Origin of the sequence: Sulfolobus sp. E5-1-F, assembly GCF_009601705.1 — an archaeon.
Taxonomy (GTDB): domain Archaea; phylum Thermoproteota; class Thermoprotei_A; order Sulfolobales; family Sulfolobaceae; genus Saccharolobus.
In genome coordinates this window covers 1,415,412-1,438,934 of the sequence record NZ_CP045687.1, presented here as the reverse complement: position 1 = coordinate 1,438,934, position 23,523 = coordinate 1,415,412, and the positions used below count along the sequence as shown (strand labels likewise).

Here is a 23,523-nt window from a genome sequence, read left to right as displayed (position 1 = left end):
GAATATATAGGGTGTAACATTTATGTCTGCTAAAGAAAAGTTTACAAGCTTATCCCCCGCAGAATTCTTTAAAAGGAATCCGGAGCTAGCCGGATTCCCTAATCCAGCGAGGGCTCTTTATCAAACAGTTAGAGAGTTAATAGAGAACTCGCTGGACGCTACTGACGTGCATGGGATATTGCCTAATATTAAGATTACGATTGACTTAATTGATGAAGCTAGGCAAATATATAAGGTTAATGTGGTTGATAATGGAATAGGTATTCCTCCCCAGGAGGTTCCTAATGCCTTTGGTAGAGTATTGTACAGTTCAAAATATGTAAATAGGCAAACTAGGGGTATGTATGGTCTGGGTGTAAAGGCTGCTGTTCTCTATAGTCAAATGCATCAAGATAAGCCTATAGAAATAGAGACTTCTCCAATAAATTCTAAAAGAATATACACTTTTAAGTTAAAAATTGATATAAATAAGAATGAACCAGTAATTGTAGAAAGAGGATCTGTTGAAAACACTAGGGGTTTTCATGGAACGTCAGTGGCAATTTCTATACCGGGCGATTGGCCTAAGGCTAAATCAAGAATTTACGAATATATTAAGAGGACTTACATTATAACCCCCTATGCAGAATTTATCTTTAAAGATCCTGAAGGAAATATAACATATTATCCAAGATTAACAAATAAGATTCCTAAGCCACCGCAAGAAGTTAAGCCTCATCCCTATGGAGTAGATAGGGAAGAAATAAAGATACTAATAAATAATTTAAAGAGAGATTATACCATAAAGGAATTTTTGGTGAATGAATTTCAAAGTATAGGAGATACTACTGCAGATAAAATCTTAGAATTAGCTGGACTAAAGCCCAATAAGAAAGTTAAGAATTTAACAGAAGAGGAAATAACTAGGCTAGTTGAAACTTTTAAAAAGTATGAGGATTTTAGGTCCCCATCAGCGGATTCATTATCTGTAATAGGGGAAGATTTAATTGAATTAGGTTTGAAAAAGATCTTTAATCCAGACTTTGCAGCATCTATAACTAGGAAACCTAAAGCTTACCAAGGGCATCCATTCATAGTTGAAGCGGGTGTTGCATTTGGCGGCAGTATACCCGTTAGCGAAGAGCCTATAGTTTTAAGATATGCCAATAAGATTCCGTTAATTTATGATGAGAAATCAGATGTCATATGGAAAGTCGTTGAAGAGCTAGATTGGAAAAGGTATGGTATTGAGTCGGATCAATATCAAATGGTAGTAATGGTTCATTTATGTAGTACCAAGATACCTTATAAGAGTGCTGGTAAAGAAAGTATAGCTGAAGTAGAGGACATAGAGAAGGAAATAAAGAACGCATTGATGGAAGTTGCACGAAAACTTAAACAGTATCTGAGTGAGAAGAGAAAGGAACAAGAAGCTAAGAAGAAATTACTTGCGTATTTAAAATATATACCAGAGGTTAGTAGATCTCTAGCGACCTTTTTAGCGTCGGGTAATAAAGAGTTAGTGTCTAAGTACCAGGGTGAGATCTCAGAAGATTTATTTAAACTTATTTCTAAGAAATTAGATTTAATTAATATCGAAGAATATAGAAAGGTATATAGGGTGGATAGTGAATGAGTTCTGAATTTATATCAAAAGTTGATAAGGAAGCGAGAAGGAAAGCCGCTAATATATTGCGTGAGAAGTTCCTTAATCTAGTTGAGCAGCTCAAGAAAGGCGAACCATTGGTGATGGAAATTCCGATGAGAACTTTATCTAATGCAATTTATGATGAAAAAAGAAAGCTGTTATTATTGGGAGAAAAGAAACTAAAGAGGAATTTCCTAGATTTGAATGAAGCGAAGCGATTTATGCAAACTGTGTTAATGGCATCAATAATTTACGATGCTTTAGTCAGTGACGAATATCCCACAATACGTGACCTTTATTACAGAGGGAAACACTCACTTTTGTTAAAGTCAATAGAAGGCAATAAGATTATATCCGAAGAGAATACGTGGGATGAGCAAAAAGAATCTGATAGTGTTATAGTTGATATTGAAGTATTTACATCTCTACTAAGAGAAGAAATGTTAATCCTCAGTAAGGAAAAAGGTAAAGTTGTAGGTAATTTAAGAATAAGGAGTGGAAATGATATAATAGATCTAAGTAAAACCGGTCATGGTGCCTATGCAATTGAACCTACGCCAGATTTGATAGATTTCATTGATGTCGATGCAGAATTTGTACTAGTAGTGGAGAAAGATGCAGTATTCCAACAGTTGCATAGAGCTGGTTTTTGGAAGCAATACAAGTCCATTTTAGTAACAAGCGCAGGTCAACCAGATAGGGCTACTCGAAGATTTGTTAGAAGGCTTAATGAAGAGCTAAAATTGCCAGTTTATATCTTAACTGACGCTGATCCCTATGGATGGTATATATTCAGTGTGTTCAGGATAGGTTCAATATCTTTATCTTATGAGAGTGAGAGGCTAGCTACCCCGGATGCTAAGTTTTTGGGCGTATCAATGAGTGATATCTTTGGTAACTCCAGAAAGAAACCCTATCTAAGTGAAGCTGAGAGAAAGAATTATATAATAAAGGCCAAGGATGCAGACATAAAGAGAGCTGAGGAGATTAAGAACTATGAGTGGTTTAAGACTAAAGCATGGCAAGAGGAGATAAGTACTTTTCTACAGAGGAAGGCTAAGTTAGAAATTGAAGCTATGGCAAGCAAGGGTCTAAAGTTTCTCGCATTTCAATATATTCCAGAGAAAATAACCAACAAAGACTATATTGCTTAATCAGCCGAGACAGGTTATTTCATTCCTATCAATTTTATAGATTTCATCACTCCTATTCATAATAACCTAGAATCTCATTAAAAGTATTCCTCTTACACACATTACAATAGATATATATGGCTTTTTGTGAACTTATATCAAAGCTAATATTTAATACTTTTTCAGTATTGCAGTTTGTACACCTTATCTTCCATGGCATACTTTAATATCTGGTTTAAATAAAATAAAACTGCTGTGAAGACCTAGCTAGGCCTGAAAAGTGATGAGGGGCCAAAGCTCGGAGCGCTTTTAATAAGAGTAAGAGTTTAAAGTTTAACACCTTTTATATCATAAGAGGGTTAAAGATGAGCATTACGTACACGACCGTCGGTGATCTCAAGGTAGGTAGTTATGTAGTAATAGATGGAGAACCTTGTAGGGTTGTAGAAATCACTAAGGCTAAAACGGGTAAACACGGCAGCGCAAAAGCTAATGTAGTTGCAATCGGCGTTTTTAGTGGAGCTAAGAAAACTTTAATGGCTCCAGTGGATCAGCAAGTTGAAGTTCCTATTATAGAAAAGCATATTGGTCAAATAATTGCAGATATGGGTGACAAAATACAAGTAATGGATTTAGAAACTTATGAGACCTTCGAGATCGAAAAACCAACAGAAGATGAACTAGCCTCTAAAATAAGACCTAATGCGGAATTAGAGTATTGGGAAATAATGGGAAGGAGAAAAATAGTTAGGGTCAAGTAATAATGTTAGAAAATATAAGGGATGCCGTAAGAAAGTTCCTCACGGGATCTACACCCTATGAGAAGGCTGTAGACGAGTTTATAAAAGAACTTCAGAAGTCTCTTATTTCATCCGATGTAAATGTAAAACTAGTTTTTTCATTAACTGCTAAGATTAAAGAAAGGCTGAATAAAGAAAAACCTCCATCTGTTCTAGAAAGAAAAGAATGGTTTATTTCTATAGTTTATGATGAACTTTCCAAATTATTTGGCGGAGATAAGGAGCCTAACGTTAATCCCACAAAGTTACCTTTTATAATAATGCTAGTTGGTGTTCAAGGAAGCGGAAAAACAACTACTGCAGGGAAATTAGCGTATTTCTACAAAAGAAGAGGCTTTAAAGTAGGTTTAGTGGCAGCTGATGTGTATAGGCCAGCTGCTTATGAACAATTATTGCAGTTAGGCAATCAGATTGGAGTACCAGTATATGGAGAACCAAATAACTACAATGCAGTTGAGATAGCTAAAAAAGGAGTTGATATGTTTGTAAAGAACAAAATAGATATAATCATAGTTGATACTGCAGGAAGGCATGGATATGGTGAAGAGAATAAGCTTCTAGAGGAAATGAAAGAAATGTACGAGGCATTAAAGCCCGATGATGTAATCTTGGTCATAGAGGCGTCCATTGGCCAAAAAGCCTACGATTTAGCGTCTAGATTTCATCAAGTAAGTCCAATCGGTTCTATAATAATAACAAAGATGGATGGTACTGCAAAAGGAGGCGGAGCATTGTCGGCAGTAGCAGCTACTGGAGCTACGATAAAGTTTATAGGTACTGGAGAAAAAATAGACGAATTAGAAATATTCAATGCTAAGAGATATGTTTCTAGGATACTAGGAATGGGAGATATAGAATCAATTTTGGAGAAAGTTAAAGGATTAGAGGAGTACGAGAAAATACAAAAGAAAATGGAAGATGTTATGGAAGGTAAAGGAAAGCTAACACTTAGAGATGTTTATGCACAAATCATCGCTTTGAGGAAAATGGGTCCCCTTTCTAAAGTACTACAACATATTCCGGGTTTGGGAGTTGTTCTTCCCACTCCTAGTGAAGACCAATTGAAATTAGGAGAGGAAAAAATTAGGAGATGGCTAGCTGCCTTAAATTCTATGACATATAAGGAATTGGAAAATCCTAGTCTCATTGATAAGTCGAGAATGAGGAGAATAGCTGAAGGATCAGGGTTGGAGGTTGAAGAGGTAAAAGAACTTTTAGAGTGGTATAACAACATGAATAAGCTTTTGAAAATGGTGAAAAGAAGGAGGGGCAATATTGATAAGCTCTTCGGAGGGAAAATCAGATAATAAGATAATTGAGAAAGCTATGCAAATACTATCAAAATATCCCTTGTGTGACAGCTGTTTAGGAAGATGCTTTGCAAGACTAGGATATGGATTAGAGAATAAAGAAAGGGGTAAGGCTATTAAGATTTCATTAATGATGTTCTTGGACGAAAAGATAAAAGATCATAAGATAGCTGATCTTATTTCAATAAAAACTACAATGGAGAATCTCGGACCAATAGCAGAAAAGTGGTATAAACTTTATTTCTCTTCAGAATTCCAAACTCATCCTTGCTATCTGTGCCAAAATAAAATAGAAGATATAAAACAAGATTTCTTTGACAAAGCGCTCAAGTTATTATCTGGATTATTTACTAAAAGTTATGTACTTGGTGTTGAATTAGATGAACAGACTAAGAAGAAGGAAAATGAACTCATTAGAGAATTCGCCCTAATATATTACGAGAGTATAAAACATGAAATAAAAAGGGAAGTAGGTAAAATGTTAGCGGAAAGGGGATATCCCCCAAACTTGGAAAAACCTGATGTAGAACTAGTCTACAAGCTATCTGATCGACAAGTTTTTGTTATATCTAAAAATATAAGGACCTTATACGTTTATAATCGTCTAAATAGAGACCTACCGATATCCTCTTGGTTCTCTAAAAAAGGAAATAAAGGACTTGATACCTTACTTCAGAAAAAGATTGTTTTCGCATTTTCTGAACCCACAAGTATAAGGGTTCTAGCAGATTACCCTATTGTTATAGAAAACGAGGAAAGAGACAAGATAGAGGTAGGAGGGTACAATATTTCCAAAGTAATGACTGTGGGAAAAAGGGAATTACAAGCTATATCGTCTGCTAAACCATCTATGAGGAGATATAGAGTTACAGTTTATTCTACAAGTAATTTGAGTGAAGCTGTTCGAATATATGGAAACATATATGATCTCTTTATCGAGGCTAAATCATTTAGTGAGCTTAAGGAGAAATTAAGTAAGTTACAGTCTCAATACGAAATTATAATACTATCGATTGATTTAATCGATGTTAAGGGAAGAATTAAGGACATAGTTGTGACATATCTAAAATCTTTTTAGCTATTAAACGCAATGCTAGCTTATGAAAGTAGGTCTTATAGGCTTAGGTATAATGGGATATAGAATAGGAGCTAATCTCGCTAAAGCCAATAAACTTAACGTGGTGTACGATAGAACTCAAGAGAAAGCTGAGAGTTTTGCAAAGGAGTATAAAGTAAATAGGGCTCTAAATCCTAAAGAAGTTATAGAATCATCAGACGTTATAATAACAATGTTAGCTGATGATAATGCAGTGAGGTCTATAGTAGAACCATTAATACCACTGATGAAAGGTAAGATTTTAATCGATATGAGTACTATTAGCCCAACATTAAGTATTAACTTAGCTAGGAGAATAGAAAGTAATGGCGGTACAATGTTCGATGCTCCAGTCATAGGAACTTCAATATTTGTTGAACAAAAGAAATTGATAGTACTAGTAGGTGGACCTAAGGATAAGTTTGATATCGTTAATGACATAGCTAAAGAGACGGCATCGTCAGTTGTTTACATGGGTCCTAATGGTATGGGACTTTACGCAAAGCTAGTAAATAACTTACTTTTAGGCTCCTATGTGGCAGCTATAGCGGAAGCCTACAATTTCGGAATAAGAGCTGGGTTAGATCCTCAGCAAGTTGTTAATATTTTAACTACGTTAAGTAGTGCTAGATCTCCCACGACTGAATTAAAAGCACCCAAATTACTAAAAGAAGACTACTCTACTCAGTTTGCTACTAAACATATGAGGAAAGATCTTGAGATTGTCGTAAGGGAATCTCAAAATTTAAAGATAATTACACCGATTTCATCATTAGTACTTCAATTATACAAAATAGCTGAAGCCTTAGGATATTCAGAACTCGATTTTATTTCAATTGCTGAAGTCTTTAAGAGGCTTTCTCCCAAAACCTAAAAATCCCTTTTTATACCTAAATTATTATGAACATTAATATTTCTGGTAAAAGAGTTCTCATTACAGCATCTACAGAAGGAATTGGGAGGGGAATTGCTGAGGCTTTTTTAAGGGAAGGGTGTAATATTGTAATATCTTCGAGAAGTAGAGATAAAGTAGAGAAAGCTGTTTCAGAAATGAGGAAAATAGGACCATCAGTATGGGGTTTTGTATCAGATCTAACTGATTTCAAATCTCTAGAGGAATTGGTTAACTACAGTTTAAGGACTATGAACGGAATTGATATCTTAATTGTAAACTCTGGGAATCCTCCCAAAGAACCCTCATATTTTTTTGAGAATACTATGGAGGATTGGGAATACGCTATTAAACTATATCTATTAAGTGCAATAAAACTGACAAATCTGGTATATCCATACATGAAGGCTCAAAGATGGGGTAGAATATTCTTTCTATCCTCTTGGACAGTTAAAGAGCCTCAACGAATGTTCTCATTAGCAGATATTACGAGATCGCCTCTAATCCAAATGGCAAAACTACTTGGTAAAGAATTGGGTGAATACAACATAAATGTTAATGTAATCTTAATGGGTAGCTTCGAAACTGAAGGAGCCAAGAGATCTTTAAAAAGGTACGCAGAAAGAGTCGGTCAGCCATTTAATGCAATTTGGAAGAGAGAGGTAATCTCTCAAATTCCCATTGGAAGGACTGGGGATATAAAGAATGAGTTAGGTTCTCTTTTAGTATTTTTATCATCAGATTACGCGGGGTACATTAATGGAACGTCAATTTTAATTGATGGTGGGATGACAAGGGCGATTTAAGGGCTAAAATAAACCTTTAATATTACCCTTGAAGGACTTAAGGCATTATACTTCATCTAACTCATGGAAAGGTTTATAAAATTAGTCCTATAGTAGTATTATAGAGAAAGTATGAGTTCGGGTAAAAAACCAGTAAAAGTAAAAACACCAGGTGGTAAAGAGGCTGAATTAGTTCCAGAGAAGGTATGGGCATTGGCACCAAAAGGCAGAAAAGGTGTGAAGATAGGTCTATTTAAAGATCCGGAAACTGGAAAGTACTTCAGACATAAGCTACCAGATGATTATCCAATATAACTTTAAAATTATTTCCTCTTTTTTGTAAAGTGATGAACATTATTTTAAAGATAAGTGGTAAGTTTTTTGATGAAGATAATGTAAACAATTTAATAGTCTTAAGGGAGAGTATCAGAGAGCTTGTTTATAATGGTTTTAGAGTAGGTATTGTAACAGGCGGAGGTTCTACTGCAAGAAGGTATATAAAGCTAGCAAGAGAAATCGGAATAGGAGAAGCCTACTTAGATCTTTTAGGTATATGGGCATCAAGGCTTAATGCTTATCTAGTAATGTTCTCCTTGCAAGATTTAGCGTACATGCACGTCCCTCAAAGTTTAGAGGAATTTATACAAGATTGGTCTCATGGAAAGGTAGTAGTTACAGGTGGATTTCAGCCTGGGCAATCAACTGCGGCAGTAGCTGCGCTAGTTGCTGAGGCCTCCTCTTCAAAAACTTTAGTTGTTGCAACTAATGTGGATGGTGTCTACGAGAAAGATCCAAGAGTATATGCGGATGTAAAACTTATTCCTCACTTAACTACTCAAGACTTACGGAAAATTTTAGAGGGTTCTCAATCTGTTCAAGCTGGCACGTATGAATTATTAGATCCTCTAGCAATAAAGATAGTTGAGCGTTCCAAGATAAGGGTAGTGGTAATGAATTATAGAAAGCTTAATAGGATAATTAACATATTAAAAGGAGAGGAAGTTTCATCAATTATAGAGCCAGCGTGATGGTTATGTCAATACTAGAAGATCCAGAATTTATGAAATTAAGACAATTTAAAGGTAAAGTAAATTTCGATACGGTTATGCAGATATTAGATGAGATAGAGCTAGATATAAGAAGTAGTGATAATATCAAGACATCTATAATATATGTATATTCGAGCCATTTTGATGAGGTAAGAAAAAATAAAGAATTTTATGATATGATTGCAGAGATCCTGCAAAGATATTACAAAAAAATAGGCATAGAGAATGTGAACCAGTTGATACTAAGTACTATAAAATAGTTTGTAATTCGAACCTTTCTTTACCGAATTCATTATATATCCTTTACCTTGATTCTCACTTATATGATAAAAGTAGGTATTTTAGACTCGACGTTAAGGGAAGGAGAACAAACTCCCGGAGTAATATTTACTGTAGATCAAAGAGTAGAGATAGCCAAAGCCTTATCCGATTTAGGAGTATCTATGATAGAAGCTGGTCATCCAGCTGTATCTCCAGATATTTATGAAGGGATAAAAAGAATAATGAAATTGAAAAAAGAGGGTGTTATAACATCAGAAATTGTAGGACATAGTAGAGCCGTCAAAAGAGATATAGAAATTGCAGCAGAATTGGAAGTAGATAGGATAGCAATATTCTATGGTGTAAGCGATATACATTTAAAGGCAAAACACAAAGTAACTAGAGAGGAGGCCTTAAGGACAATAGCTGAGACAATTAGCTATGCTAAAAGTCATGGCGTAAAAGTCAGATTTACCGCAGAAGACGGTTCAAGGACTGATTTCGATTTCTTAGTAACAGTATCGAAAACGGCTAGAGATGCAGGAGCAGATAGGGTCAGTATAGCAGATACTGTAGGCATACTATATCCATCCAAAACGAAGGAGTTATTCAGTGCGTTGACAAGGGAAGTACCAAACCTAGAGTTTGATATTCACGCTCACAATGATTTAGGTTTAGCGGTAGCAAATGCATTAGCCGCTATAGAAGGCGGAGCCACAATTATTCATGCTACAGTTAATGGGCTTGGAGAGAGGGTTGGTATAGTACCTTTGCAACAAATAGCAGCAGCTATTAAATATCATTTTGGTATAGAAGTCGTTAAACTAGATAAATTACAATATGTTTCGAGTTTGGTGGAAAAATACAGTGGAATTCCGATGCCACCTAACTATCCCATTACTGGAGATTATGCTTTCCTACATAAGGCAGGGGTTCATGTAGCAGGAGTGCTAAATGATCCTAGAACATATGAATTTATGCCTCCAGAGACGTTTGGTAGAACAAGAGACTATACTATTGATAAATATACGGGAAAACATGCGTTAAGGGATAAATACGAAAAACTCGGTGTGAAGATTAGTGACGCTGAAATAGATCAGATTCTAGCTAAAATCAAATCAAATACAACTATAAGGTTTTATAGAGATGTAGATTTACTAGAATTAGCTGAAGAGGTAACTGGAAGAGTTTTAAAGCCAAGGCCACCTGAACAAATAGAAGCGCTAATTTCAGTTAAATGTGATTCTAACGTTTATACCACATCAGTCACTCGTCGTTTATCAGTTATTAATGGTGTTAAAGAGGTTATGGAAATTTCCGGTGATTACGATATTCTGGTTAAGGTTCAAGCTAAGGACTCTAACGAGTTAAACCAGATAATTGAAAGTATAAGAGCGACTAAAGGTGTGAGATCAACACTAACGTCATTAGTCCTTAAGAAAATGTAAATTCTCTTCTAAAACTTTTTAAGGAAAACGAGCTTATATTTAAATTGAGCGGGGGTGCCCGAGCTGGTCAAAGGGGGCGGACTCAAGACCCTTTAGTGAGAGATCCGCTGGCGAAGGCCTTCGCGGGTTCAAATCCCGTCCCCCGCATACATTTCCTCAATTCTACCTTCTTCATTAGCTAATATTATCTTATTATATAACTGTTTGCAGAAAATCCCAGTTTCTACTATTGATGGTATAGTCTTTATCATTCTGTCAAACTCGCACAAGTCTTCAGTCTTAACGGAAACGTCTAAAATCGCATTTCCGTTATCTGAAATAATTGGTCCCATTTTGCCGCTTCCCTCTCTTATTCTCACATTAAATCCCATTCTCTCTAGTTTATCTTTAACATAACTTACACCAACGTTTATAACCTCAATCGGAACATCAACCAATTTAGAATCCTTTAATTTGTTAAATTCTCCTATAAAAATCCTATATTTAGAAAAATATGTTAAAAGCTTCTCCCTAAGCAAAGCGCCCCCTCCACCCTTTATCATAATACCGTCTTTAGTAACTACATCGAAGCTATCAACGTAAATTTCAGGTTGAATAGCAGAAAGAAGGGAAATTACTTTAAAACCGCGTTTACTTAGTTCAATTTCAGTATCGATCGAACTTGCAACAAATAATACGCCTTCTTTAAGATTTTCTTCCTTACTCAAAACTTCTATCAATTTTCTAACAGTTTTTCCAGTACCAATGCCTACAATCTTCTTTCCCCTTAGGTAGTTCAAAGTGTACGTTGCTAACAATTCCTTTGGATCCACGAGTAAATGGTTGGTAAAGTAAATATAAAACCTAACTCAGCGTTTGCACATCCCTCTTCATCGATCTAAGCCTGGAAGCTCATCACTTATAAACAAATTATATTCATAGGTATTTAACCTTAGGGTGTTTAAATATGTCAAATTCTGATCATCTAGCAAATGAAAGGACTTATTAGCCTGGATAAGAACTGGAATCGCTCTAATAGGTTTTGGGTTTGTTATAGCTAAATTTGTACTCTTTTTACATCTTCTAAAACCAACTAACAATACTCAGTCTGCACCAATAATTTACGGTGAGGTTATGATAATTTTAGGTGTACTAACTATACTCTACGGTCTATACACGTATTTAGCTTATGAAAAGGATTTGGAGAAAGGTTCTATAAAACCAAAAAAGACTGAGAATACTATCTTCTCTGTTATAATCATAATCTTTGCAATAATTTTGTCATTTCTTTTGCTTTTCTAATGTCTTAACAATAACGAAGTTAGTCTTCCCTGCCTCTTGTTTCGGATCCCCTCCTACAATAACAATTTTTTTAACTCTTAAGTCCTTAATTTTTTCCTCCATCAGTTTGGTTGAAATGTCTATTATTTCATCTATGGATTCCATTTTCTTGCTTATACTCAAGGGTATTACACCATAACATAGCTTGAACTTCTTAGATAGTTTAGGATCCGGAGAAATCCCTATTATGTTGCATTCAGGCCTTAATCTCGATACGCGCAACACTGAGTTACCTGATCTAGTATACACTACTATTACGTCTGCCTTAGAGATTTTACTTGCGTTTACAGCAGCTAAAGCTATTGCATCACTTTCGTTATTTAGTGGTCCAATTGGTCGATGCTTTATACTCTTTTCGACATTACTTATGATATTATGAAGAGTTCTTACACTTTCTACTGCATAATTACCTATTGCAGTTTCATCGCTTAACATTATAGAGTCTACACCTTGCATGATTGAGTTAGAGATATCTATAATTTCCGCCCTGGTAGGTATAGGATTGTTTATCATAGAAGTCAACACTTGGGTTGCTAAAATAACAGGTTTACCAAATACTCTTGAGATTCTTACTATTCTCCTTTGAATTAAAGGTAAATTTTCTAACCCAGTCTCAACTCCCAAATCGCCTCGGGCTACCATTATTCCATCTGATTCCCTAACAATATTGGTCAAATTCTTTAACGCCTCACTCTTCTCTATTTTTGCAATAATCCACGCATCATCTTTTACAAATTCCTTTACCTTCTTTACATCATCCTCACTGATTACAAAAGAGAGACCTATGTAATCTGCTCCCAGATCTAAGGCTTTTTTCAAAAGTTTTAAATCGTTATCTGTTATTCCAGATTTTAAACTGACGTTAGGGATGTTTATTCCTTTTCTCGATAATAAAACCCCACCCTCTATAACAATTCCCTCTACTCTATCTTTACTTTTCGATGTAACCCTTATACGTATTGTACCATCAGCAATTAAGATGTATGAGTTTTCTTTTACAGCCGAATAAAATAGCTCGTCATCAACTGGAATTCCATCTTTTTGGGAGAAAATTATTTTATCTCCTTTCTTCACCTCTATTGGTTCTTTAAGCTCTCCTAGTCTCAATTTAGGTCCTGGCAAATCTACTAAGATGCTAGACTCTGGCGCGTACGTTCTAATGAGATCAAAGTATTTCTTATGAGATGTTTCATCTCCATGCGCAAAATTTATTCTAAAAACATCAACATATTCTGCAAGCTCCTTTACCTTTTCTTCTGAGGAAGGGCCTAAAGTGGCTACTATTTTAGTTTTTCTCATTACATAATCTTACTAGCTATTTCTTTAATGTTTTCGCACGCTTCTTTTAACCCATTTTCACATGCTTTCCTTAAGACCTCATTACTTTCTCTAACTGCACCTAGTTTCTTGTAAGCAATTCCTATCTTCAATAAGAACTCTGGATTGATTTTTTCATTTTTCAAATCATTGTATAGTTTATCTAATAAATCCTTTTTATTTAACTTAACTATAATGTCTAGTGTTAAATCAACGTATTCACTCATTTTATTCTTTAACGCATAACAGTAAACTATTCTCTTTATATTAGCACAAGGAGACATGTCAAATATTTTTCCTATGGAATCTAGGGTTTTTACAACAGCCTCACAATCTGCTGTATCTATTATATTACATATAACCCAATTTGACTCTTTAATGTTTTCTGAGGTAATTGTCTTAGAGAGAAGTTCAATTCCTTGGTCAACAAAACCATCTAATATCAGTTTTTTAGCTTCAATCAATTTTCTTCTTAGTTCTTGGCTCTCGCTCATCAATAATACTCTACGTATTAATAGTTTAAATTATTTCTTAAGCCCCATTTCTTTTAAATTACACTAGAATTTTATGGGAATTTTCTATACTTTAAACATTATTGGTCTGGTATATCCAGCTTCTATTCATGATAGTATCGTGAAAGATAGCCGACATCCTTCACTTTACCTAAAGCTAGATCGGCAGCGTATCTACCCATAGCGGGCCCATAACTCCATCCTAATCTGCACGCTCCAGTAGCCAATACTAGATTATTTCTCCTTCCTATTATTGGGAAACCATCTGGTGAGCATGGCCTAAAACCCATGTTTAGATCGATAACGTATTGAATATCAACTAATTCTTCAGCCTTTTTTAGAAATTTTTCAGCTCTTTTAGAGTCAATTGAAAAGTCTGCATCAAATCCTCCAGTTATCTTTATGTGATCACTTAATGGCGAGATAGCTAGACCATAATCTACAATAACTGCAGCGCGATTTAAATTGCTAACGCCTTTTACTCTGTACCCATAACCCTTAAACGCAGTTAATGGAATTTTAAGGATTCTAGACCAAATCCCAGCTGCTACTATTACTAAATCATATTTTTCCTCATTTATGTATCCTTCTTCAGATACCTTGCTAACCTCTTCACTCCTAACCTTTATATTGTTACTGATTTCTCTTGAAATTCTATTAACAAATTTTTCAGTAGATATTCTACTTAGTTCCGGAAAGAATATCCCGCCTGCGAAACCCCTTATCTCCTCTACTTCAAACTTAGGACTAAAAGGACTCTTTTTCTCATCCTCTATCCCATTCTCAAACTCTTTAGAATTGTGATATAATTCAAGAAGACCATCTTCATAGTAATCGAAATCGTTCTTTTCTTCAGCCATCCTCTTGTATTCCGACAAAGAAAATTTAGCCATCTCTCTCATTGTATCCCAAGCTTCTTTTGGAGGATCTTTTTCAAGATTCTTAATGAGCTCAATCAGCCAAACTTTATCAACTTCCTTTATGTCAGTACTTCCATTCATTTTATATTTTAACATCTTTTTAATCATGCTAATGGTATTTATTTTATCAAATCTATATGGTTCTATTAATCCTGCAGCATGTATAGAGCCAGCTCCTAAGAAACTTTTTTCATATATTATAATGTCTTTTATCTCTTCCTTACCTAAGTAATAAGCAGTAAATAAACCTACTATCCCTCCTCCTACAATTCCAACTTTCAAGTTAATTCTTTAATTAATTTCTCAGCAACTTTTTTAACTTTACTTTGTTGCATAGTTAGCTCTTCTAGATATCTAATATTCGTCTTTAACTCGTCTAAACTGATGAAATTTTCTTTAACTAGCATAAAAGCTGTCTTCCAAGCCAGTATTCTAATATTTGCTTTGTTACTCTTTAGAAATTCTAAGAACCTATCCTTATCTGAGGAGTCAAATATTCCTTCATGAACTAATTTAACAAAATGTCTCCAAGCTTTTTTCCTAATAGTCGGATATATACTTCTTAACAATCTCCAGTAGGCGTATCTAACGCTTCTGATATGTTCTTTTGAAACTATCTCTAGTTGAATTAAATTTAGCACATTATTCCAAGCAGACCATTTTATCTTGTCTGATTGCGCAGTTAATGCTCTCTCGATTCCGATTGTCTGTAAGATCTTATATACATGTAAGTGTTTCCAAGCGTCATCTCTAACTCCTTTTAATCTGTGCCACAGTAACGATCTTAGGTAATTCTTGTACTGAACTAGTTCATTAACATTCCCGGTTTCAATTAAGAAATCTATAGCTTTCCATCCAACTTCTCTTTCTAATCCATCTTTACTTTTTAGTAAATTGAGTAAACTTCTTATATTCCTTATCAGATAATTGACGTCCTTTTTTTCCAATGCGTCCTTTATATTCATAATATCTCCTCAAAAGGAGGCTAAAGCCCTATATTTAGCCATATCGAGAGTCTTTCTATAGCACTCAATTAAAGAGTTTATTACTGCGTCCCATCTAAATCTAGTCTTAACCCTAGTTATTGCATTTTCACGTACCTTATCCCAGTATCTCGCATTATCTACTTTGACCTCACTCACCTTATATAGTAAATCGCTTCTATTAAGCTCAGAAGCCTCTGACAAATATAACGCAGTCTTTATAGCTTTAGCTAATTCGTCTATACTTTCAGGTTTAATTAAGAAACCTGTTCCATTATCCTTATCCTCTCTAATGTCGACTACAGTTTCTCTTAAACCTCCTACAGCATAGGCAATTACTGGTAACCCCATAGCCATAGCCTCAATTGAATTTATACCAAATGGTTCCCATCTAGATGGAATGACGAAGACTGAAGAAACGTAATGAAATAACTTATATAAATCTAAATCCATTCTACCTACTATTAACCTCATGTTATCCTTAATTTCTGAAGCCCTCTGTATAATATCCCAAAGTAAGTTATAATCTCCGGATGGAATTCCAAAAACCAAAAGCCTAGCATTATTTATTTCATTCACAACAGTTTTCATAGCCCTAAAAAGTAAATCTACACCCTTTTGATATACTAATCTCCCAGTAAATAAAACCAAAGGTCCTTCTCCTAAATCATCATAAGTCCAATCATCTCTTAATCCTAACATACCTCTACTATTCCATAGCATATTGCCAGTAGTGTAATCCTCTGGAATAACTCTAAGTGAGTGTAGAGATGAAAGTAGCCTTCTCCTTAACTCCCTTCTATCCTTAGTCCCATACATTGTAACAGCCTTATTCTGAATCTCTTCTACATCCCAATCCGTACCATTATATGTTACACATGATTTATTGGCTACCCAATTTCCTACAAAATTAAATACGTCGAAACTTAAATAACTGTAACTTACACTGCTTACCATATCAGACTCGTAACAACCAAATTTCTCAATTTTTCCATTTGACAACACATCCCATACATATGAATATTTGTATAATTCGTGCTTAGCTACCATCCAAATATAATGCCAGCAATCCTCAATTCCAGACCAGTCTTGAGAAGCGTAATGCCAAGGTACACCGATATAATTCAGTAAGTGAATAGTGTAAATAACTGGGATGATTGTTCGTCTCTCTTCCAATAGCTGTTTTATCCTAACTGCGGGAATTACAGCGTGCCAATCTTGTGCATGGATGATATCTGGAAGGTTAGACATATTGCCTAAAGTGAACCCCTCTAATCCTCTTGTTAGTAACGAAATTTTCTCCAATGTGTTATCATAAACGTTCCACGAATCCAATACCCTACCAGTATTATAATCTAATCCTTTTACCAGAATTACCTTGAAATTATCTATTTTTCCTTCTTCAAACCCTATTTTATAATTGTAATAGTTATTATCTATACCCTTTCTTCTTCCTTCAACAACCATGTCAATATGCCTTAAACTTAAGAGAGACCTATAATATTCATTTAGATGTCTTCCATGAGATGGTAAGAAAACCGTAACGTTTACTCCTTTTTCAGCTAGATGTTTAGCAATATTATATACAGCATTTCCTAATCCTCCCACGCTTGCTATCTTTTGCAATTCAAATGTTATCATCCACACTTTTTTAATATCCTCAGGTAACCATAATGATTCAATCCTTCTCATTTCCTAACCACTGCCTTAAGTTTTTCAAATGAGTTTTAAACCTTTCATCTCTCATTATAATTTCCATGAACTCTTTTTCATTCCAAGCTATTGATGCTCTCTTATCTCCTAACATGAATATATAAGGCTCATTCCTAATATTTAATTTATTTATCTCCTCATGTATAAATGTTGATATTGCATAAAATTCATTTATAAACGCGTCTATCGGGGATCCAAAGGCGTTAAAATATGAATGTACTTCAGCTGGACTCCCATGCCCTAAATAAAGATAATAGTAGTTGTCGCTCGTAGTAAAATATCTCCATACTCTTAAATAATCGCCACCCAATTCCTTTGATGGCATTTCAGCTCTTCTGACTGCGTCATCGTAAGCCCATTGCATTATATTACCTAACCAACTTTTCTCATCTTTTTCTATATCTGCCCATGATGTGATATGAGAGATCTCTATTTCATCGTAGACATCATTGTAAACGTTCTTTGGCATTATCATTTCCACTCCTTTATTCTCAAGCTCTATTGGTAGCCATTTGAGAAATTCTAAAATTCCAGTATGTTCCTTGTGGTGTTCTCCAAAAGTCTCGTAATCTACGAATATTAATCCCACATTTCCCTCACTCTTACTTATCCAATCAGCATATTTGGAAGCTGTTAACGGATATTGATCCCAGTTTGGATTAGAAAATCTAAAAGCTATATCGTCACTTAATATATAATTTCTAAACAATATTCTAATCTCATGTCCCTTTAATTTATATACATAATTTGGACTTCTTCCATTTAAATTCTTGCTAGTTCCCTCACTTAAAATCATCTTAAAGCCCATCTTTTCAGCTTCTTCTATAATATCCCTTTTAGTTATTAATTCTGTATTTTCAAAAGTAGTAGGATATTGCCCAAAAAACGATTTTATAGCATCCCTATGCATTTTAATCTGCTCTTTCCACTCACTTTTATCTTCCCAAAGTCCAGTTATTGAATGGTAATAGGTTTGTGCTAGAAACTCAACTTTATGCGTATACGCTAATTGTTGAAACAACTCTATTACTTCTCTTCCCCATCTTTCAGCTTGCTCTAAGAAAGTACCTGAAATTGAAAAGAAGTATTTAACGTCTTTACCTTCCTCTTCAGCTCTTTCAATGGAGTTGAGTATTATATTAGTTGCAGGAATATAACAGTTCTTCTTTATTCTCTCAAATATCTCTTTATTTCTATCCGTATCGAAAAATCTATCCTCTAAGTTTTGCCTAAATCTAGGGTTCCAGAAGAAATCTCTTCTAATTCTAAATGGTTGATGAACTTCAAATCCCAATATTATTCTTTTCATATCTTTTTATAACTTACAACAATCATAAATATTATTTGATGGCTAAGTGGGATATATCAGATGTAAAAGTCATAATTCCTATAGGTGGAGAGGCTACTCGATTACGACCTTTAACAATAGAGACATCTAAAGCAGCTGTTAGATTACTTAATAGACCCCTTATTGAATACACGATTTTAGAGTTAGCTAAACAAGGAATTAAGGAGTTTATCTTTGGTGTAAGAGGATATGTAAATTATAGGTCTTTATTCGACTTATTCAAGGAGGGTATTGGTTTTTCTGCAAGATATAAGATTAAGCCAAGAGTTCACTTTAAGTATCAACCGAGAGTAGATAGTATAGGTAACGCTGACTCTGTCAGAATAAATATCGAATATTATGACATCAATGAACCTATTATAGTAGTACAAGGTGATAATATATTCAAATTAGATATAGTAAAGGCATTAGAATTTCATGAATCTAAAGGCTCGCTAATGACTATAGTGTTAAAGAAATATGAAGGAGACCTTAGTGAATTTGGCGTAGCCGATACTACTGGAGACTTGGCAATAAGAAAATTTGTTGAAAAGCCTAAAAGAAGGGAGGATGCACCTTCAGATCTCATAAATACGGGAATTTATATTCTCTCCCCTGAGATAAGGAAGATATTTAAGAGTAACGATGTGAAGGAAATGTACAAGATGGGTAAAATGGATTTCGGAAAGGATATAATTCCATATCTGATAAATAAGGGTTACCCTATTTATGGATATCCCATGAAGGAAATATGGTTTGATATAGGTACTCCAGAGCGTTATTTGGACGCAATGATTACGCTTTTGCACACATTACCAGATTCTGAAATAGGTGGGATAAGGATAGATCCTAATAGACGTATATTTGTACAAGGAACAAGTCCGGATTCAAGGAAGAGAAGAAAGGAAATACAGAGAAAATTCAAAAAAGGGCTCATAAAAATTGAAGGGGATGTGCTTATAGGAAGACATTGCCAAATAGGTGAGTATACATATATAGAGGAATCTAATATAGATAATTTCACGATGATTGGCAAAGGAGTTAAGATAATAAGAAGCGCGATTATGGACAGAGGTTATATTGGAGATAACGTATATATTGAAAATTCGATAATAGGTAGGCATGTCGAGATAAGGTCAAATGATGAGAAACCAGTTAGAATAATAAATAGTGTAATTGCAGACGATGTAATAATAGGGGAAGGTAGTGAAATCATAGGTTCTAGAATTTATCCACACAAGTTTATAAATGTCGGCAGTAGAATTCATGATACAATATTAACGTGAAAGGCATTTCACCATGAGAGTTTCTTCCATAGGAAATGGTAAGATGCTGATAAACTTTGATGAGAAAGGTAGAATAGTTGATATTTATTATCCTTACATAGGAATGGAAAACCAGACCTCTGGAAACCCGATTAGGTTAGCTATTTGGGATAAAGATAGGAACGTTCTATCTCTAGATGAAGAATGGGAAACTACCGTATTATATCTAGATGAAGCAAATATGGTTGAGATTAGGAGCGATATTAAGAAATTAGGACTCTCTCTTCTCTCTTACATTTTTTTAGATTTTGAGGATCCAATATATATGTCTATTATAAAAATAGCAAATAATGAAAGTAATAACAAAAATATAAAAACATTTTTTATACATGATATAAATTTATACTCTAATCCCTTTGGGGATACCGCATTTTATGATCCTCTATCTCTTTCAATTGTCCATTACAAATCTAAACGATATCTAGCCTTTAAAGCATTTACTACAACATCGACATTTTCTGAATATAATGTAGGCAAAGGCGATTTGATTGGAGATATTTATGATGGTAATTTAGGGCTTAATGGTATAGAAAATGGGGATGTGAATTCGAGCATAGGTATAGAAACAAATATAGATCCTAATTCCTATGTAAAAATATACTACGTAATTGTTGCAGATAAGAACTTAGAGGATTTAAGGCAAAAAATAAGAAAAATAAACTTCGCAAACGTAGAGACCTCGTTCACGTTAACCTATATGTTTTGGCGGAATTGGTTAAAGAAAAATAAACTCTTCAGAAACAGTTTAATGCAAGATATTAAGAGAATCTACGATGTAAGCCTTTTTGTAATTAGAAATCACATGGACATCAACGGGTCAATAATAGCTTCCTCAGACTTCTCCTTTGTAAAGATCTATGGAGATTCATATCAATATTGTTGGCCTAGGGATGCTGCAATAGCTGCTTATGCTCTAGATCTAGCTGGCTACAAAGAATTAGCATTAAGACACTTTCAATTCATTTCTAATATAGTAAATTCTGAGGGTTTCTTATACCATAAATACAATCCAAATACAACTCTAGCTAGTTCTTGGCATCCTTGGTTTTATAAAGGGAAAAGAATATATCCGATTCAGGAAGATGAGACAGCATTAGAAGTATGGGCAATAGCTAGCCATTACGAAAAATATGAAGATATTGACGAGATACTTCCATTATATAAGAAGTTCGTAAAACCAGCCTTAAAATTTATGATGTCCTTTATGGAAGAGGGATTGCCAAAACCATCTTTTGATCTATGGGAAGAAAGATACGGCATACATATTTATACAGTATCTACAGTTTATGGTGCGTTGACAAAGGGAGCAAAGTTAGCTTACGACATAGGAGATGAAATATTAAGTGAAGACTTAAGTGATACGTCAAGTTTATTAAAAGGAATGGTTTTGAAACGAATGACATATAATGGAAGGTTTGTTAGAAGAATAGATGAAGAAAACAATCAAGATCTAACCGTGGACTCGAGTCTCTATGCTCCATTCTTCTTTGGTCTTGTAGATGCAAATGACAAAGTTATGATAAATACCATTAACGAGATTGAAAATAAATTGATCGTAAACGGTGGAGTAATAAGGTATGAGAACGATATGTATCAGAGAAGGAAAAAACAACCGAATCCTTGGATAATTACAACATTATGGTTAGCTGAATATTATGCGTCAATTAACGATAAAAATAAGGCAAACGAGTACATAAAATGGGTAATTAATAGGGCATTGCCTACTGGCTTTTTACCAGAACAAGTTGATCCAGAAACTTTTGAGCCAACATCAGTTACACCTTTAGTATGGTCTCACGCTGAATTCATAATAGCAATTAATAAGCTCTTAAACCATATATAACCCTTGGATGATTCCCTTAGACCAGTGCGAGGAGGAATGGCTTTTACCAACTAGGACTGGAGGATATGCGTCATCCACGATATGTGGAATAAACTCCAGAACTTATCACGGATACTTAATAGTTCCATTAAACCAGCCACATCACAGATTCCTAATACTTTCTAAGTTTGAAGACTTCTTACTTATTAACGGGAATACATACCCGATGTCAACTAATTATTATCCTAACATATATTATCCAGATGGGTATAAATATTTAGTCAACGTTGAAAAAAACAGTAACAATAAAATAACCTGGCATTATGACTTCGGCTATTCACAAGTGGAAAAAACTCTAAAGGTTCATAAAGGTTACAATGCTATAACAATTACCTATATTGCAACAAGGGGTAAATTCAAATTGTGTCCCTTCATCACTTTTAGAAGTCACCATCTAGCTAAAAAATTCCAAAACGAATTCTTTACATACGAGATTTATCCGCCAAATATAATTTATGTATTATATGAGGGAAAGAGAATTTTGAACTTTGAAATTTATGATAAGTATGAGCTAGTGAATTCTGGTTATTGGTATTATAACTTTATTTATAAACTAGATCAAGAGTTAGGAAATAACTACATAGAAGATTTATATAATCCATTCTGCATTATCTCAACCTCAAATAAGATCTCAGTTACAGTATATTACGACCAACGTCCAAAGGATTTAAACGTTGAAGAAAATGACCATCATGATATTTTAAAGCTTCTTTCTGTAGCAGGAAAAGACTTTGTAGTTAAAGGAAAAGATGGTTGGGCAATTATAGCTGGATATCACTGGTTCGACGAATGGGGAAGAGATACTTTCATATCTTTGGAGGGACTTCTACTTATTGATAAACAATACGATATTGCTAAACAGATAATTCTCAGATATTTAAATCTTGAAAAGAAGGGTATGCTACCAAACAATTTCATAAGCTATAACGGAGAACCAGTATACAAAGGTGTCGATATTTCACTCTGGGCCATAAACGCAATTTACAAAACTTATATTTACTCAAGAGATAAGAACTTCATTAGAAGCGTGATTGACAAGGTTCTGGATATAATAGACTGGTATTCTAAGGGAAATGGAATAGTCTATAACATTAATAATCTAATTTTCCACAAAGGAGCCCCAAGAACTTGGATGGACGCATCTTATGATAGTAGAATAGTAACTCCAAGAGAAGGAGCAGCTGTTGAAATAAACGCATTATGGTATAACGCATTAAAGATAACTGAATTCTTACTTAAGGAACTAGGAGAAAAAGCTGAATATTTAGCAGATATAGCAGAAAAAGTTAAGAAATCATTTGCAGAGAAATTCATTTCACAAAACAGTCTTTACGACTATATAAGCTGGGATAACATTCCCGATAAAAGTTTAAGACCTAATCAGATATTTTCTATTTCTTTACCATTCCCTATAATAGATGATAAGAATTTAGCTTCTAAGATCTTAACACTTATTGAAAGTAAATTGCTTAGGCAATACGGATTAAGTAGTTTAAGTAGAGAAGATCCTAACTATAAACCAGTATATAAGGGGGATAGGAAAAGTAGGGATGAGGCTTATCATAATGGACCCATATGGCCTTGGCTACTAGGTGCATACGTTGATGCTAAGTTAAAACTTGAAACCAACATAATGGAATTAAAACTTTTGCTAGAATATCTAAATCCCCTTCTAACCCACGCCAGCAAACATCAAGGATATATCCCGGAAATTTTTGATGATATACCACCATATAGGCCAAGGGGATGTTTTGCACAAGCGTGGAGTAACGCAGAGGTATATAGAGTGCTTGTTGACTTATCCAAACTATAGGGGTAAAATT

General features: G+C 34.5%; 21 protein-coding genes, 1 tRNA gene and 1 pseudogene. 16 read left to right on the top strand and 7 right to left on the bottom strand.

Features of this window, described 5'->3' with window-relative positions; translation table 11 throughout:
* Positions 1–22: 22 nt before the first annotated feature.
* The 12 genes from GFS03_RS07055 to GFS03_RS07000 all read left to right on the top strand — a co-directional run bounded on the left by GFS03_RS07055 (position 23) and on the right by GFS03_RS07000 (position 10,548).
* Positions 23–1,615 carry a DNA topoisomerase VI subunit B gene (locus tag GFS03_RS07055; RefSeq protein WP_153423153.1) on the top strand — a complete coding sequence of 531 codons (1,593 nt, stop codon included), beginning with the start codon at positions 23–25 and terminating at the stop codon, positions 1,613–1,615.
* Positions 1,612–2,781 carry a DNA topoisomerase IV subunit A gene (locus GFS03_RS07050; protein ID WP_153423152.1) on the top strand — a complete coding sequence of 390 codons (1,170 nt, stop codon included), beginning with the start codon at positions 1,612–1,614 and terminating at the stop codon, positions 2,779–2,781. Before GFS03_RS07055 ends, GFS03_RS07050 begins: the two co-directional genes overlap by 4 nt.
* Positions 2,782–3,125: 344 nt before the next feature.
* On the top strand, positions 3,126–3,521 hold the full coding sequence (locus GFS03_RS07045; protein WP_153423151.1) for a translation initiation factor IF-5A: 396 nt from the start codon (positions 3,126–3,128) through the stop codon (positions 3,519–3,521).
* Positions 3,522–3,523: 2 nt separating this feature from the next.
* On the top strand, positions 3,524–4,867 hold the full coding sequence (locus GFS03_RS07040; protein WP_153423150.1) for a signal recognition particle protein Srp54: 1,344 nt from the start codon (positions 3,524–3,526) through the stop codon (positions 4,865–4,867).
* Positions 4,836–5,948, top strand: a complete 1,113-nt coding sequence (locus GFS03_RS07035; protein ID WP_153423149.1) for a pseudouridylate synthase — start codon at positions 4,836–4,838, stop codon at positions 5,946–5,948. The genes GFS03_RS07040 and GFS03_RS07035 overlap by 32 nt, the downstream gene beginning before the upstream one ends.
* Before the next feature lie 22 nt (positions 5,949–5,970).
* Entirely contained in the window at positions 5,971–6,840 is an 870-nt protein-coding gene (locus GFS03_RS07030) for an NAD(P)-dependent oxidoreductase (RefSeq protein ID WP_153423148.1), read from the top strand.
* Positions 6,841–6,866: 26 nt separating this feature from the next.
* The gene (locus tag GFS03_RS07025; protein WP_153423147.1) at positions 6,867–7,664 is read left to right on the top strand and encodes an SDR family oxidoreductase; all 798 of its coding nucleotides are present in this window, start codon (positions 6,867–6,869) and stop codon (positions 7,662–7,664) included.
* 111 nt (positions 7,665–7,775) lie between these two features.
* Complete coding sequence (gene cren7 / locus GFS03_RS07020; protein ID WP_153423146.1) at positions 7,776–7,958, top strand: chromatin protein Cren7; 183 nt, start codon at positions 7,776–7,778, stop codon at positions 7,956–7,958.
* A 32-nt stretch (positions 7,959–7,990) separates the two neighbouring features.
* The gene (gene pyrH / locus GFS03_RS07015; protein ID WP_153423145.1) at positions 7,991–8,671 is read left to right on the top strand and encodes a UMP kinase; all 681 of its coding nucleotides are present in this window, start codon (positions 7,991–7,993) and stop codon (positions 8,669–8,671) included.
* A gap of 5 nt (positions 8,672–8,676) precedes the next feature.
* Positions 8,677–8,952: a hypothetical protein gene (locus GFS03_RS07010; RefSeq protein WP_153423144.1), complete on the top strand. Its 276-nt coding sequence runs from the start codon at positions 8,677–8,679 to the stop codon at positions 8,950–8,952.
* Between the two features lie 63 nt (positions 8,953–9,015).
* Complete coding sequence (gene lysS, locus GFS03_RS07005) at positions 9,016–10,401, top strand: homocitrate synthase (RefSeq protein ID WP_153423143.1); 1,386 nt, start codon at positions 9,016–9,018, stop codon at positions 10,399–10,401.
* 48 nt (positions 10,402–10,449) lie between these two features.
* Positions 10,450–10,548: transfer RNA gene (locus GFS03_RS07000), tRNA-Leu, on the top strand.
* Here the strand turns inward: GFS03_RS07000 and rpiA are convergent.
* Positions 10,530–11,213, bottom strand: coding sequence for a ribose 5-phosphate isomerase A (gene rpiA, locus GFS03_RS06995; RefSeq protein ID WP_153423142.1), 684 nt, complete (start codon positions 11,211–11,213; stop codon positions 10,530–10,532). The two genes, GFS03_RS07000 and rpiA, sit on opposite strands and share 19 nt — an antisense overlap.
* A 134-nt stretch (positions 11,214–11,347) precedes the next feature.
* Here rpiA and GFS03_RS06990 point away from each other — a divergent pair.
* Positions 11,348–11,682: pseudogene (locus tag GFS03_RS06990) on the top strand (YidH family protein).
* Here GFS03_RS06990 and pyk read toward each other — a convergent pair.
* From pyk to GFS03_RS06960, 6 genes are all read right to left on the bottom strand, one after another.
* On the bottom strand, positions 11,662–13,020 hold the full coding sequence (pyk, locus tag GFS03_RS06985) for a pyruvate kinase (protein WP_153423141.1): 1,359 nt from the start codon (positions 13,018–13,020) through the stop codon (positions 11,662–11,664). The pseudogene GFS03_RS06990 and the gene pyk overlap by 21 nt on opposite strands.
* Complete coding sequence (locus tag GFS03_RS06980) at positions 13,020–13,532, bottom strand: DUF1955 domain-containing protein (protein ID WP_153423140.1); 513 nt, start codon at positions 13,530–13,532, stop codon at positions 13,020–13,022. Before GFS03_RS06980 ends, pyk begins: the two co-directional genes overlap by 1 nt.
* A 122-nt stretch (positions 13,533–13,654) precedes the next feature.
* On the bottom strand, positions 13,655–14,752 hold the full coding sequence (locus tag GFS03_RS06975) for an FAD-dependent oxidoreductase (RefSeq protein ID WP_153423139.1): 1,098 nt from the start codon (positions 14,750–14,752) through the stop codon (positions 13,655–13,657).
* Positions 14,749–15,435 carry a hypothetical protein gene (locus GFS03_RS06970; RefSeq protein ID WP_153423138.1) on the bottom strand — a complete coding sequence of 229 codons (687 nt, stop codon included), beginning with the start codon at positions 15,433–15,435 and terminating at the stop codon, positions 14,749–14,751. The genes GFS03_RS06975 and GFS03_RS06970 overlap by 4 nt, the downstream gene beginning before the upstream one ends.
* A 9-nt stretch (positions 15,436–15,444) precedes the next feature.
* The gene (locus GFS03_RS06965; RefSeq protein ID WP_153423137.1) at positions 15,445–17,145 is read right to left on the bottom strand and encodes a glycosyltransferase; all 1,701 of its coding nucleotides are present in this window, start codon (positions 17,143–17,145) and stop codon (positions 15,445–15,447) included.
* Positions 17,132–18,475, bottom strand: a complete 1,344-nt coding sequence (locus tag GFS03_RS06960) for a glycoside hydrolase family 57 protein (protein WP_153423136.1) — start codon at positions 18,473–18,475, stop codon at positions 17,132–17,134. The genes GFS03_RS06965 and GFS03_RS06960 overlap by 14 nt, the downstream gene beginning before the upstream one ends.
* A 38-nt stretch (positions 18,476–18,513) precedes the next feature.
* On the opposite strand from GFS03_RS06960, the gene GFS03_RS06955 reads away from it, so the two are divergent.
* The 3 genes from GFS03_RS06955 to GFS03_RS06945 are packed head-to-tail and all read left to right on the top strand — an operon-like array spanning position 18,514 to position 23,513.
* Entirely contained in the window at positions 18,514–19,779 is a 1,266-nt protein-coding gene (locus tag GFS03_RS06955) for a nucleotidyltransferase family protein (RefSeq protein ID WP_153424569.1), read from the top strand.
* Positions 19,780–19,792: 13 nt separating this feature from the next.
* Complete coding sequence (locus tag GFS03_RS06950) at positions 19,793–21,661, top strand: glycoside hydrolase family 15 protein (RefSeq protein ID WP_153423135.1); 1,869 nt, start codon at positions 19,793–19,795, stop codon at positions 21,659–21,661.
* 7 nt (positions 21,662–21,668) lie between these two features.
* Complete coding sequence (locus GFS03_RS06945) at positions 21,669–23,513, top strand: amylo-alpha-1,6-glucosidase (protein ID WP_153423134.1); 1,845 nt, start codon at positions 21,669–21,671, stop codon at positions 23,511–23,513.
* The last annotated feature ends 10 nt before the right edge of the window (positions 23,514–23,523 follow it).